General features: G+C 41.6%; 9 protein-coding genes. 6 read left to right on the top strand and 3 right to left on the bottom strand.

Features of this window, described 5'->3' with window-relative positions; genetic code table 11:
- Positions 1-24: 24 nt before the first annotated feature.
- From ACIQXH_RS18735 to ACIQXH_RS18725, 3 genes are all read right to left on the bottom strand, one after another.
- On the bottom strand, positions 25-219 hold the full coding sequence (locus ACIQXH_RS18735) for a hypothetical protein (protein ID WP_402875518.1): 195 nt from the start codon (positions 217-219) through the stop codon (positions 25-27).
- Positions 220-418: 199 nt separating this feature from the next.
- Positions 419-2503 (bottom strand): SA1320 family protein, encoded by a 2085-nt coding sequence (locus ACIQXH_RS18730; RefSeq protein WP_403125269.1) that lies wholly within the window; start codon positions 2501-2503, stop codon positions 419-421.
- A gap of 12 nt (positions 2504-2515) precedes the next feature.
- Positions 2516-3460, bottom strand: coding sequence for a DUF1672 family protein (locus tag ACIQXH_RS18725; RefSeq protein ID WP_402875522.1), 945 nt, complete (start codon positions 3458-3460; stop codon positions 2516-2518).
- A 642-nt stretch (positions 3461-4102) separates the two neighbouring features.
- Here ACIQXH_RS18725 and ACIQXH_RS18720 point away from each other — a divergent pair.
- From ACIQXH_RS18720 to essA, 6 genes are all read left to right on the top strand, one after another.
- Positions 4103-4393 carry a WXG100 family type VII secretion target gene (locus tag ACIQXH_RS18720; protein WP_402875524.1) on the top strand — a complete coding sequence of 97 codons (291 nt, stop codon included), beginning with the start codon at positions 4103-4105 and terminating at the stop codon, positions 4391-4393.
- A 91-nt stretch (positions 4394-4484) separates the two neighbouring features.
- Entirely contained in the window at positions 4485-4724 is a 240-nt protein-coding gene (gene yukD / locus ACIQXH_RS18715; RefSeq protein ID WP_402875549.1) for an ESX secretion system protein YukD, read from the top strand.
- Between the two features lie 70 nt (positions 4725-4794).
- On the top strand, positions 4795-6165 hold the full coding sequence (gene essB, locus ACIQXH_RS18710) for a type VII secretion protein EssB (RefSeq protein ID WP_402991621.1): 1371 nt from the start codon (positions 4795-4797) through the stop codon (positions 6163-6165).
- Between the two features lie 33 nt (positions 6166-6198).
- Positions 6199-10647 carry a type VII secretion protein EssC gene (gene essC, locus ACIQXH_RS18705; protein WP_403125266.1) on the top strand — a complete coding sequence of 1483 codons (4449 nt, stop codon included), beginning with the start codon at positions 6199-6201 and terminating at the stop codon, positions 10645-10647.
- A gap of 18 nt (positions 10648-10665) precedes the next feature.
- On the top strand, positions 10666-13596 hold the full coding sequence (esaA, locus tag ACIQXH_RS18700) for a type VII secretion protein EsaA (RefSeq protein ID WP_402875529.1): 2931 nt from the start codon (positions 10666-10668) through the stop codon (positions 13594-13596).
- Positions 13583-14065, top strand: coding sequence for a type VII secretion protein EssA (gene essA / locus ACIQXH_RS18695; RefSeq protein ID WP_402875530.1), 483 nt, complete (start codon positions 13583-13585; stop codon positions 14063-14065). The genes esaA and essA overlap by 14 nt, the downstream gene beginning before the upstream one ends.
- Positions 14066-14185: the final 120 nt, after the last annotated feature.

Here is a 14185-nt window from a genome sequence, read left to right as displayed (position 1 = left end):
TCCCTCTTTTTTTTGTTTTATAAACTAGTGAGGCTTCCCTTTAATGGAAACAAATTTATTCTTCAACTCATCGTCCGTTACTTCAATTTTGCCCCTCAAGTCTTCGGATAGCAATACATAGCTTTTGACACCGATAAACTCCGAGTCAGAAACGACGAAGAATCTTGCTCCTTTTTTATAAAGTGAGGAAAAGTCTTCCGTTAACTTATACATTTTCATCTTTTTTCCACCTTGGCTGTTGTTGAATGGTCATTATTAGGATGGAGAACAGGATGCTTTCATTATAAAGAGATTTCCTTCTTTAAAATAGGGGGAAATGCAAAACGTGGATAAAACTCGAATGAGGAGTAAGCAATCCCAACGGTTGAATGATAGAGTAGTAGAGGCAGTGGGATTGTATCCTTGTCAATCTCATGGATTATAGTGTTCCCCGATTGACTTGTTCTTTTAAGAGCTGAATGTTTCCTAATACGTTCTTCGATATTTCCAAGGTGGCTTCAATTGCCATTGCTTTTTGACCTGATAGTTGAAAGGTAATATCCTCGAATAAAACTTCCATGTCATCCAGAACGGCTAGAGCAGAAACATTGTATAGACGAACATCACTAAATTTTCCAGGTTCGAAAATCGCTGTATCGATATATGGTTTAAAATTACTAAGCATTTCAGGAAGATTGATGATCATACGGTCCATTCCTAGACGAATGCCTTCTATGGATGTTTCCATTTCTATGATAGGCTCCAATACTTCTTGGACGGCGTTCTTTATTTTCTGTTCATAATCCGTAAATAAACTTATAAGCAAGCTCACAGGATTACCGTAAATTCCTACTGTCAAAACGGCATTAACAGCTAGAATGATGGCGTCTAATGCTGCCTCGATCAGTGTCAGTACTGTTTTTACGCTTATGAGGATCGGCATTAATACCGTCATCCCTAAAGTGTTGATTTGATTATGTGCCATTTGGACTTGAATCTCTTTGATTTTCATGCCGACCTTTAGGTAGGGGGGGGGCTCTAAAGTGATAAGAGCTGTTTTCTGGACAGGGCCTATTCCATCTGTCGGGGATGCGCTGGTTTGTATGGCTCCTGCTATACTGGCGTCCTTATCGTGAAACGTATCGGCAATGTCCTGAACTTGGCGCTCGTAATCCTGTAATTGTTTATAGACGCTTTCCTTATTTCTTTCGAGTATGTCATAGTGCGCGTCAAGTTCTCCTACAACTGCATCTACAAAAAGGTCTTTTCCGCCTTTAAATAACTCCGGGATTTCATTCGAAATAATAGTCCCTGCACTTGCCACTAAGTCATCGATATCCGCTTTCAATTGCTCCAAGTACTCTTTTGGAGCATCGAAAAGAATCTCGACGCTTAGATTCACGGATGTGATACATTCGACTATCTCAACAGGCTTAGAGTTCAGGACATTATTTAGAATCCTGCATTTGTCTTCTGCCTTATCCAAGAGCCTAATTAGTTCGTCTATGCATGCCTTCATGACAAAACCCGTTGTGGTGATACCCATAAAGACAGGTTCCCCGGCAGTTTCCTCGAACTTTTGTTGAAAGGCATCCTGAAGTCCTATTACCCGTTGATTGAATTTTTCATTTTCGGTATGGACGATACGGACTGAGTTACCGACATATTCCCTGACCTTGCCAAGACGGCCTTTCACATTATCACGTATTCCATGGGACAGTAGCATCATGTTTTCTTGGTTCATTTCGATTCGCTCACTCTGGCCCCCATACAAAGGGGCGCCTGTCCAGAGACTTGTGACGATATGATCGTCAGCTCCAATATGGACAAAGCCGTGACCTGGTTCTCCTTCTATTCCTATCTCTAATGTAAATTCTCCATTTGCATCTTGCTTGATATATCCAGTATGGTTGGAGCCAAGCATGGAAAAGGAGGGGACGCCGTTATTTATTCCGTACTTCTTACCAGGAATCCGGTCGCCCATCTTAATGGTCTCTTCCGTCCCCGTCAGAAAGTCAAACTTACTATAGTAATTTGTAATATTAGCATATTCTTTATCCGGATCAACCATACCAGCAGGAAGGATCGCTGGATTTAGGGTAACGGCTTTTACTCCTGGATTATCGATTCCGACCGCATTGGTTAAAGCACCAGCAAGGGAATTTCCAGAGACGGAAGATACCTCACCCACTTCATCATTTATATGCTCAAAATAGGCTACGGCTTCTCGGACCTGGGCAGGGGGGGCATCGCTAAGCAGTTTTGTATTCGTTCCAATCCAATCCGTATCCATTTGCTCACTGCCAACGAATACCACGGTCAGCTCTCTTGTTTTAACATTTTGAACAGTAAGTGCATCAAGACCGGTATCCGTGTTATAGATGGTATCTATCACCCTGAATTTCTTTTCATTCACCTTGAACACTTCATCTATATCATAGTGAACATAAGAATGGTATCCGGCAAGCTCGACTAAATCATTATCATCGGTGGCGTGGCTTGATAGGGTATTAACAACAGCCATAGAAGATCCTCCCTAATCTTTCATGATTTCATTTGGTGCTGTTCTTTTTAACGAGTTTTCCTTCGTCCCAATTGCTCGTCTTCGATCGATTAAGTTATCATTCAATATGATGGAATATGAACCACGTGGGATGCCTTCCATCTTTTCGATGTCAGAGACGATTTTATTGAAAATGGCTTCATCAGGGGCCTTATCTTTGTCTTTCATGTATAAATAAATGGTGAAAATGATATCCTCTGGTCCAAATGCCTCTTTCTGAAGAAAATCCCTCAATTCATCCTTACTGATATCCGGGTTTTTTAGATACATTTTATAGAGGGAATCAAATGAATCTCCTACTGGATTTACATAGTAGTGAGAGGTTGCGTATCCTTTAGCGCCTACTTTTTCAATGGCCTTTATTGGTGTTCCCACTATAGGGTAACTGGCTGTGGTTTCTTTTAAGTAGCGATCTAAGTTTGTGAAATCCTCATCAAAAGCCATGGCGTATAGTGCACCAGAAAGGGCGTTTTCCACTTGTCCCTCTTGAGACCAAACTTCATCTGTTTTTACTTTTTTCCTATCGAGATCAATGGGGACGATGGCAAAGGTATAAAAATGAGGTTCGCCAATTGACTCAACAAAAACAGATGCCCCATCAACCGCACCGATTATGTTATGGACCATAACTTCCGTCTTATATGTATCGAGGAAGAATGCTTTTACTGCCTTTTGAATCTCTTCCCGGTGACTTGCAGCGAGGTGACGGATTTCCTTTCCACTATTGCGTAGGGTGTACCCAGCCCCATGATAGTCTTGAATTCTTACAAAGTGATCTTTTTCATAAGCATTTCTTTCACCACTCGTGGCGACTATTTCCTTTTCTACTTCTTTATCTTTTGAAAGATTCATATTTAAGCATCCTCCCAGCAATACGGTTACACCTATTCCTAGCGCCATGACTTTTTTGCCCTTCATTTAAATATCCCCCCTTCAAAGATGCTGTACGATTTGAATATCCAATCATCTATTTTGCATTCCGCTTATACCGTTTTTTACACATTACCCAACTAATGTAAATAATTCTATCATAATGGGAAATGTTACTTCTGAAATCATCAAATGTTTTCAAAAAACAGGCAGAAGGGAATGGGATATTCGTAAGCTTGAAGTCCTTTGGCCTATTTGTGAGCAGAAGCTTACAATCATGATCATGATATCCGGGTTGTTTATAGTGAACATCGTTCAAAGAAGTATATTACATTTCCTCCCAAGTTAGTGTTGGCCGGACCTAAAGTCTTTAATCAAACGATTGATTAAAACAATGATAGGGGTACAAAGGTCACCTTTTATAATGGAAAGGACGAATTAATCCTATTAAAGGAAAAAATAGTAGGTATATAGAGCGGTTTGTTTGAAAATATGGAAAAAAATGATATATATTTCGCCCAAAGTGGTTTAGAAATGTATGGAAACAGGTACTTAGACTTCTATGATGGTAGATTTAGGATTATTTGTATAATCATAATTTACCATTTTATGACCCGTTTGTTAATTTTTATGGCAGAATTTGTATAGTTCTATTAAAATGTAACTAAACACATTAAAGGAGGAATTGTTATGTCACAAATTCGCGTAACCCCATCGGAACTTAAGGATGTAGCTAGACAATATGATAATGAAAGCCAGCAGGTCGTTGATATTATTGGCCGTTTGGATAAAATGAGGGATCACTTAACAGGGATTTGGGAAGGTTCTTCTAGTCAAGCCTTCGTTGGACAATATGAAGAATTAAAACCTTCATTTAATGATATGGCTCGTTTATTAAATGAAGTATCTCAACAATTGACGAAATCTGCTCAAATCCTTGAAGATACAGATAATCAAATTGCTAGCCAAATTCGCGGATAATTAGATAAAAACGAGATAGAAGCTTTAGGGAAAAGCGCCGTGAATCTGATTGTAGATCGTGGCGTTTTTTTCTTTTAATGAGGTGATTGGCATTTATATTCAATTAACCATTGATTTAAAAAGATATACGGGCGAGGTCTTTGATCTCCAAGTGTCCAATTACCGCTCCGTCAAAAAGGTTGTGGAAATTGTCTGGGAGGTAAAGGGGATTGCACAAGTGCCACGGGAAGGGTATTGGGTGCGGGTTCAAAATAAGGAGTTTGTTTGTTCCGGTTATGACACATTAGTGGATAGTGGCATCACGACGGGGGATCGGCTCGAGATTCTTTAATGGAAGAGGCATGTCCTACATATAGGAAAAAAGTCTAAAGCCCTTTAGCAGGGGTAAAGGAGTACATAGAATGGGTGAGAAAAAATCATCATATTTGGAAAAGCAAATGGAAGCGGTAATGAAGAAGAATGATGATGGATATATATTCGTTTTCCAACGTGCTAAATTGCTGATGCAGAATCCCTTGGAATTACAGCTGATTCAGGAAGTGGATTCGGTTCTTCATAAAACTATAGAGGTTTCAGAGGATGAGGTGCAGATCAGCATTGTACCGCCCACCTCTTTTTTTGCTTTTAACAAGGCACGCAATAAAAGTTCTTTGAATCGATGGATGGCTTCCCATCAAATGATTAACAAGATCAGGAGACATGAGTTAACTCGGTTACGGGTAATCGTCTGCCCGGAGAATCTGGTTTTCGATCGAAGTTTTACTCCCTATTTTCTTCATTATGGCGTAAAAGAAAGCCTGCCGCCGTATGAGGAGAACGCCAACCAGCTGTTTCAGGAAACCAAGGCGACGATTGCAGCTCTTGTTGATAGTCAGTATACATTTGATCAGTACCTTCTTTACCATAAAACTCTTAAACTATCGAAAGAAACTCAAAGTATCTTAGCGGAAGAGACTTGGGAAGGGCTGATCTTGTATGTCCAGAATCAAATAGAGTTTCTGGAAAAAGAACATAAAACATTTGTGCATATTCCAGAAAAAAAGTGGAAAATGGAGCGTTACACATTATGGGGAATAGGCATAATCTTAGTCCCTCTCTTATTCTTTACGATTTATACACTATTCTTTTCTCAACCAAGGCAAGAGGCTTATGTGGAAAGCGGGGAGAATTTCCTGAAACAGGAATATAGCCAAGTCATTGATCGATTGGAACATTTCAATCCTGAGAAAATGCCATATGTTGTTCAGTATGAGCTTTCTAAATCTTATGTCACTACCCATGGGTCATTGATGGACTTTCAGAAGGAAAATATCTTAAAGGCCATTACGCTACAGACCGATAGTCAGTATCTTCTCTATTGGATATACATTGGCCGGGGCATAAGCGAGGATGCAATCAACTTAGCGAGAATCATGGAAGATCGAGAATTGATTATGTATGGACTTTTGACACAAAAGGAACAAATTAAATCTAATGAGGATTTGTCCGGTGAAGAAAAGGAGACACAAGTGAAAGAAGTGGATACGGAGCTTAAGGAGTATAAAAAGGAAATGGATGAATATCAAAAACAGCTTGAAGAGGCCACGCAATTGGAAGAACAGGAGCAGCCTACTACAGAGCCAAATAGAGAAAGCGTAGTGGAACCGGAAGCCAAACCAGCTGTAAAAGAAGAGGAAAAGAAAAAGGAACCTGCTTCTAAAGAAGAACCTGATAGCAAGGAAGCCTCGGGAAAATCAGCTGAAGAAAAAGAGAAAGAGAATAGCAAAGATTGAGTACGTATGTGCCCTTTGCGGAGGTGAGAAAGAATGAGTTCACTATGGATTTTCTGTAAGAAGACATACCAATCTTATACGATTAGGGAGAAGCAACTGGACCCAATTACGATTGGATCATCACAAAAGGATACAATCACGATTTATTCGCTTCCCTTTAACGAGGGACACATTGAGTTGAGGAAAGATGAAGAGCTTGATGAATATATGGTATTCAGGGGCGAAGAGAAGATTGGGGAGGTAAAGCCTTTCCAGTCCTATATTTTTCACGAAAATCAGGAAGCTGTGGAAATCTTTTATGCTCCCGGAGAACTGAATGAAAGCCTTTATTATATAGATAGTTTGAAAGAAATATCGATATCCGCCCAATCAGGAGCGACGATATGCAAGCAGGAACCAAGTGGAAATGGCTTTTCCCTTGTTCGTCGTCAGGGACAATGGTTGCTCGAACCTACAGAGGGCCGGCTTTTTTTGAATGGTGAAAAAGTGGGGGAAATGACGGCACTGGAAAATGGCGATTTGATCTGTTGCCCATATATGGTACTGAGGTTACTAGAAGGCGACATATTAATGATCAAAAGTGCGGATCGTTATGAAACGTCCTTATCCGAAATCATGCAGCCTATATCCGAAATGAAAAAAAGCTATCCCGAGTACCGCAGGACTCCACGGATGATCTATGAATTGCCGGATGAGAAAGTGACCATCTCATTCCCAAGTCAGGAATCGGAAGACCAGAATCGTGGGCTATGGCTGATCCTAATGCCCCCATTAATGATGTTGATCGTCATGGGAGTCGTCATGATTGTTCAGCCGCGTGGAATATTCATCCTCATATCGATTGTGATGTTCACCACCACCATGGTGACTTCCACGGTTCAATACTTTAAAGATAAAAAGAAACAGAAGCTAAGAGCTGAAAGACGGTTACGCGTCTATACAAGGTATCTAGAACAAAAGCGAGAAGAGTTGGGCGAGTTATCGGCACAGCAAAAGAAAGTATTACTCTACCATTACCCTTCTTTTGAGAAAATGAAGCAACTGACGAATCAGATTAGCGATCGAATATGGGAGCGCACAATGGAAAGTGAAGATTTTCTCCACTTCAGGGTCGGTACGGCGTCCATTCCTTCCAGTTATGAGGTCAAGGTAAACAGCAGTGATATGTCCAATCGGGATATTGATGATCTACTTGAACAGTCCCAGGAACTTGTCGATGTTTACAAAAGCCTTGACGATCTACCCTTAACGATTGATTTGTCTAGCGGCTCCATGGGCCTAGTCGGAAAGGAAACAGTCGTCAAACGCGAGCTGCAGCAGATGATTGGCCAGTTGTCTTTCTTCCATAGCTATCATGATGTCCGGTTTGTGGCGATTTTCCCAGAAAAGGATTATGAGGAATGGGAATGGATGAAATGGTTGCCTCATTTCCAGCTGCCACATGCATACGCGAAAGGCTTCATCTATAATGAACAATCTCGCGATCAACTATTATCTTCCATTTACCAGTTACTCAGAGAAAGGGACCTTGACGAGAATAAAGGAAAAGTGAGATTCACCCCTCATTTCGTATTTATTGTCACCGACCGTACATTGATTGCGGAACATGTCATTCTTGAGTATTTGGAAGGGAAGACCGAAGAGCTGGGCATATCAACCATCTTTGCAGCCGATGCCAAGGAGAGCTTATCGGAAAATGTCCATACATTAGTGAAGTATATCAATGATCACGAGGGAGAAATCTTGATTCAGCAAACAAAAGCCGTTCATACGCCTTTCCGGCTAGATGAGCACGGTAAGGAAGGAAATGAGCGGTACGCCCGGTTATTACGGTCGCTTGACCATCAAAAAGGGATGAATAATTCCATCCCTGAAACCGTTTCGTTCCTGGAACTTTTAAAAGCCCGTGAAGTGGAGGAGCTGCCAATCAGCCAGAATTGGCTGACGAATCAGTCTTCCAAGTCGTTAGCGGTGCCGATTGGATTGAAAGGAAAGACAGATAGGGTGGAGCTGAACTTACATGAAAAGGCACATGGTCCCCACGGTCTGGTTGCCGGTACGACGGGTTCAGGGAAGAGTGAATTGTTGCAGACCTATATTCTTTCATTGGCTGTTCACTATCATCCCCATGAAGTTGCCTTTCTGCTCATTGACTATAAAGGGGGAGGAATGGCACAGCCTTTCAAGCAGATTCCCCATTTACTTGGAGTCATTACGAATATTGAGGGAAGCAAGAACTTCAGTGCCCGGGCACTTGCCTCGATCAATAGCGAGCTGAAGAAACGCCAGCGCCTGTTTGATCGCTATGAGGTCAATCATATCAATGATTACACGGATTTATATAAAGAAGGAAAAGCCGACAAGCCATTGCCACACTTATTCCTGATTTCGGATGAGTTTGCCGAGCTTAAGAATGAAGAACCTGATTTCATTCGGGAATTGGTCAGTACGGCACGGATCGGCCGGAGCTTGGGTGTTCACTTGATTCTGGCCACGCAAAAGCCAGGTGGTGTGATTGATAACCAGATTTGGAGTAATGCCCGTTTTAAGATTTCCTTAAAGGTGCAGGATGCCAATGATAGTAAGGAGATCTTGAAAAATAGCGATGCTGCGAACATTACCGTCACCGGGCGTGGTTATTTACAAGTAGGCAATAATGAGGTGTACGAACTGTTTCAGTCGGCATGGAGCGGCGCCCCTTATATGGAGGATACAGTGGGATCCGAGGATGAAGTAGCACTCGTCACGGATCTAGGGCTTGTCCAGATATCCAATGTAACGGAGCAAGTCTCTCGCACACGTAAAGAGAAAATCAGTGAAATTGAAGCTGTGGCAGATCATATTGTAGCGACGCAGAAAGAAATGAAAATTCCAAAACTGGCTAGTCCTTGGCTGCCTCCTCTTTCAAATCGACTATCACGAATTGATCAAAGAAGCCAAACGGAAAACCAGTTCTATCTAGGAATGAAAGACGAGCCCGAATTGCAGAGCCAGACGGATTATGTTTACAACTGGATAGAAGATGGAAACATCGGGATTTTCGGATCTTCCGGCTATGGCAAGTCAACGACGGTATTAACGCTTCTATTCAATTTCATCGATCAATTTTCACCTGAAGAACTGCATTATTACATTTTTGATTTTGGAAATAGTGCACTGCTGCCACTTCGACAGCTGCCACACACAGGAGATTATTTCAGATTGGATGAGATGAGGAAAATCGAGAAATTCATGTTGTTCATGAGGACGGAGATGGAAAGGCGGAAACAGCTTTTCTCTGAACGGGAACTTAGCAATATCAAGCTCTATAACGCCCTAGTTGAAGATAAGTTGCCGATTATTTACATCGTCATTGACAACTTTGACTTGGTGAAGGATGAAATGCCAGACCAGGAAGCGCAATTCATCCAGTTTGCCCGTGATGGACAATCACTTGGAATCTTTATGATCTTGACCGCTACAAGAATCAATGCCATCCGTCAGCCATTGATGAATAGTTTAAAAACGAAGGTCGTTCATTACCTAATGGACAGTTCGGAACAATATTCCGTTTTAGGCAGGACGCCTTATGAAAATGAACCAGTACCTGGGCGGGCATTGGTGAAGACAGACCAGACCTATCTGATGCAGGTGTATCTGCCAGCAGATGGAGAAGACGATGTAGCCGTTTTGGAAGAAATGAAACAGGTCGTGGCTGAAAACAAGACTCGATACAAGGATTTGGCTAAGCCGCCAGCCATTCCAATGTTGCCAAATCGCCTAGACTTGGCGTCATTCAAGACGTACTATTCACCATCTACCAAGAAAGGGCTCATACCAATCGGCCTTTCAGAAGAGAGCGTATCTCCTGTATGGGTAGATTTGCATGCCAACCCATTCTTACTTATTGTCGGTCAGTCACGTAAAGGGAAAACGAACATGCTTAAAGTGGTCTTAGAAACGCTTCTTACCCAGACGGTCGGGGAAGTTGGCATATTTGATGGAGTGGATCGCGGTCTATCACCTTATGCAAGCAGGGAGACAGTACGTTACGTAGAAACGAAAGACCAAATTACAGAATGGCTCGATCACATCACGGAAATATTTGAGGCTCGTGAACGCCAGTATTTAGAGGCCTTGGAACAGAAGCCGATGAAACAGATTGATTTTTCATCCGTCATCTTTGTTATCGACAGCATTTCAAGATTCCAGCAAGCGATTGATGGAAGAATTCAGGACAAGATAAGCGGTTTAATGAAACAATACAGCCACTTAGGTTTTTCCATGCTCGTGGCTGGAAATGCGAATGACTTCACGAAGGGGTATGATTCCCTGACAACGGAATTGAAACAGATCAGGCAGGCAATCTTGCTTCTGAAAAAATCGGATCAGAGTTTATATACGCTCTCGTATTCAAGAAAAGAAGAAGAAATTCAGCCAGGGTACGGTTATTTTGTTCTAAATGGCAGGGAAAGTAAAATCCAGATTCCACTAAGTGAATAAGAAGGAGGGAGAAAGACGTTGAATAAGACAATAAAGCCGTTGTTATTAATTGGGAAGATACTTGTGATCATTGCTCTGCCCATCTTGTTTTTTTCTTATATCGGTCAAAACCCAATGAAGAAAACAGAAACGGCTTCTCGTGAGATTGCTATTGTCAATGAAGATAATGGGGCGGAATATGATAAGAACCAGATTCAAGTCGGATCAGAACTTGTCACGACTTTGGACAAGGATTCTGAATATGATTGGGTCGTCGTCAACAGAAGTGCCGCGGAAAGTGGATTGGCTAATAAAAAGTATGATGCGATCATTTATTTCCCATCGGACTTTTCCAAGAACATTTATACCTTTAATGAAGAACAACCAGTCAAAGCGGGGGTTAAATACAAGGTCCAGACAAGCTTAAATGCGGAAAATATGGAAAAGGTCCAAAAAGAGTTAGAGAAGACCAAGAATAAAATGAATAAGCATATTTCCACGCAATACTGGAGCTATGTATCTCAATCGGTAGAAGATATCCGCAAAAAATTCGATAAAGTTTTGACGAAGGAAATCGCTTTCCAAAACACGATGTATGAATTTTATACCCCAAGCTCAGAAAGCCTGGCTGGGGAAATCAAGCAACATAAGGATATGCTCAAAGGGGTTTTCGCTTCCACGAAGAGTGCAGGGGAAACCACCAATGAAACATTAGGTGAAATGGGAAAAACAAAAGCACAAATGGCCTCTTTCGTGGAGGAAGTTGTGACGTTTGAGGAATACCAGAAAGCGCAAAGTGCTCTTTTTGCTTTGACATCCACCCAAAATCAACAGCTGATCATGGATAGCATCCAAGCGTATGATGGGGTGCTGAATGAGGGAGTCCAGACGATACCGAATATCCAAAAGGATACTAAACCGGGATTTAGTCTGAATGAACAAGGCATGAATGAGAACGTGGTGATGATGCAAGAAAAAATCGAGAGCAGCACTAGTAACCTGGAGGATTTCTCCAGCAACATGAAAGAAAAACAGGTGGAACAAATCTCGAAAATAAAGGATGAACAACAAAGTTCGATTGATCAATTTAAACAATCGGAAGAGGACGGACTAAACAAGCTTCAGACAACTTTATTGGAGCAACGTGGAAGTTTGGCCAACAGCTCGGGGGATAAAGATGAAATCGGTGGAGGCGATACACCGATAGAAGATGTTGATACAGGAGGAAAAGGGGATTCAGAGGCAGCGCCTTCAAAAAAGGAAGCAATCGATGATATCTCACTTCAAGTGTTACTGGATAAAATTAATGGTATGAATACGACCCTTGAAAGTTTGGTGCCGGCAGAAGGCAGTGAAGGGGCAAAAGATCAAATTAGCTCTCTTGCAGGCAGTCTGCAAGAGGAAATCAATGGTCTGAGCGGGACCTTGAATAAAAGAACGGAAAACTATAATCAAGTTGTCGTGCAATTCAATGCATTGATAGATTCATATAATACGTTACTAACAAATTATAAGAAACTACAAACTGATTATGAAAAGCTGGGAAAAGATTATAAGGACTTGGGTAATCAATGGGAGCAATCACAGGAGGATATTCAAAAATTACAGGATATCCAAAGTATGACCATCAATGAGACCCTTACGGAAATCAAGAAAACAGAAGACGAGCTACTTAAAAAAGTGGGAGGAGAAAGACGGGCGGCATTAGTGGATGTCTTTAATCGATCCATCCTGAGCCGTGACTCAAATGCCCTTCTAGCTTATTATGGTTCGCTTTCTTCCTACGGGGAACTTGTTCAACGAGTCAATGAAACGAAAGAAAGTTTGGACGAAGTATTTACCGCCAATATGAACGAATTAGAAAATATGAAAAATGGAGTTTCTGGTATCGTCGATGAAGAGGCGAAACTTGTCCAATCAAGCCTTTTGGGAGTGGAAGAAGACTTTGGGGCTTTATCTAGCTCGATGCTCGACTTTATATCAGAATATGACGAAAATGTTGAAGTGGAACATGCAGCCACGCTGGAGGAATTAGCAGCGATATCAGCGAGGGCTCAAGAAGTAACGGCAAATCTGACCGGTAATATGGAGACTCCCGAGATGGAGGAGGCCCCTGTTGGAAGTCTTAACGGAGAAATGTTTGTATCTCTTCAGGATTCCACGGCAACCACTGTCGGTTATATTTCGGAGCTAGTCCATTCTGTCGCAGAGCGTCAAGATACCGTTACGAAAGATACATCAGACCTTCAAGCAAAAGTGGGATCCGTTCAGGAAAGAGCCGATCAGCTTAATGAAAATTGGGCACAAAACGTGGATTCCACGAAGAAAATCAAAACCGATGTCTACAGTGTTTTGAATAATACGTTAGTGGATGATCAGTCGAACGGGTATGTGTACGAGTATTTGGCGAATCCCGTTCAAATCAGCGGGGAAGTATTGCAACAAGAAAAGGTTAATATCCCACCAATCGTGATGTTAGTGATCATCCTTATCTCAGGATTATTGATTGGTTTCTTCCTGCACCATTATGCATCCGTTCCGATGCTGGTGCATGCAGCCTTATTCGCATTACTGAACTTGATCGTCGGCTTGATCATTAGCATGTATGGGCTGAAGATTTATCCGCTTGGCGATATGCAGGCGATTAAATGGACCGTTTTCACTGTCCTGCTTCTATTCTTCTGCTCAGCTTTCACACAGCTTGCCTTTGCGATAGGACCATTTGTCGGGGCGATTCTGGTCATTGGTTTAATCAGTTTCTTTACGATTCCATTATTAGACCTGATCATGCCTAACTTCAATGTCGATCATCCGGTAGCCAATGTCTATATGTCCATTCAATTCGGGAATCAGTTGGCCTTTATCCCGGCTACTACCATTTTGATTATACTCACGCTGGTTGCTGCGGTCCTTCCTTATGTTATGAAGCGTCTTGCAGGTAAAAGAGAGATGGCCCATGAAGCGGAGTAAACAGGTAATTCTCGTGTTCTTCTTCATCCTCTTCAGCCAGCCTATTGATGGGCAAGCTGAGGAGGAACCCATCGTGGAGCCGAATGTGTATCAGGAAAAGGATATCAATATCCAAACTGAATATTTTCATGATGAGGTGTTATTAAAACAGAAGGAGAAAATTCCGGAAGAAGTAAAAGGACTTACTTTTGAAAGAGGAAAGTATGATGTCATAGATTCGATAGAAGAATCCCTTTTTCTTTCTCCTATGACGGAGGATAATAATATCATTGCTTCCAAAGCGGAAGAAATGGGGTTGTTTTCTTCAGAAGTCCCCATTCGAAAGAGAGATAGGGAAGAAGAGAACTCTTTTCTGAACTTTGATCTATCATTGTTACTGGCGATTGTTTTAGGAGTTGCCGTAGTGTGTCTGTTTGTTATCCTTATCCCAAGAATGGGTAAGTTGAATCAAGAAGGAAATAAGAAATGAAGAAGCCCGACTCCAGATTTAGGAGTCGGGTTTTTCTTTTTCCTTATTTTGAAAGGGTGATCAGGAGACCTAAAAGAAGGGCGATGGTAAAGACCCATATAAAGAATTTTTTATACATAT

The sequence above is a fragment of the Peribacillus sp. NPDC097225 genome, from assembly GCF_044761955.1.
Lineage (GTDB): Bacteria > Bacillota > Bacilli > Bacillales > DSM-1321 > Peribacillus.
The sequence above is the reverse complement of the archived record's forward strand: the minus strand, read 5'-3'. Positions and strand labels throughout refer to the sequence as shown.

Coding starts and splice junctions, on each gene's coding strand:
- ACIQXH_RS18720 (WP_402875524.1), top strand. CDS start 4,103: ATGTCACAAATTCGCGTAACCCCATCGGAACTTAAGGATGTAGCTAGA.
- ACIQXH_RS18725 (WP_402875522.1), bottom strand. CDS start 3,460: ATGAAGGGCAAAAAAGTCATGGCGCTAGGAATAGGTGTAACCGTATTG.
- essB (WP_402991621.1), top strand. CDS start 4,795: ATGGGTGAGAAAAAATCATCATATTTGGAAAAGCAAATGGAAGCGGTA.
- ACIQXH_RS18730 (WP_403125269.1), bottom strand. CDS start 2,503: ATGGCTGTTGTTAATACCCTATCAAGCCACGCCACCGATGATAATGAT.
- ACIQXH_RS18735 (WP_402875518.1), bottom strand. CDS start 219: ATGAAAATGTATAAGTTAACGGAAGACTTTTCCTCACTTTATAAAAAA.
- essA (WP_402875530.1), top strand. CDS start 13,583: ATGAAGCGGAGTAAACAGGTAATTCTCGTGTTCTTCTTCATCCTCTTC.
- essC (WP_403125266.1), top strand. CDS start 6,199: ATGAGTTCACTATGGATTTTCTGTAAGAAGACATACCAATCTTATACG.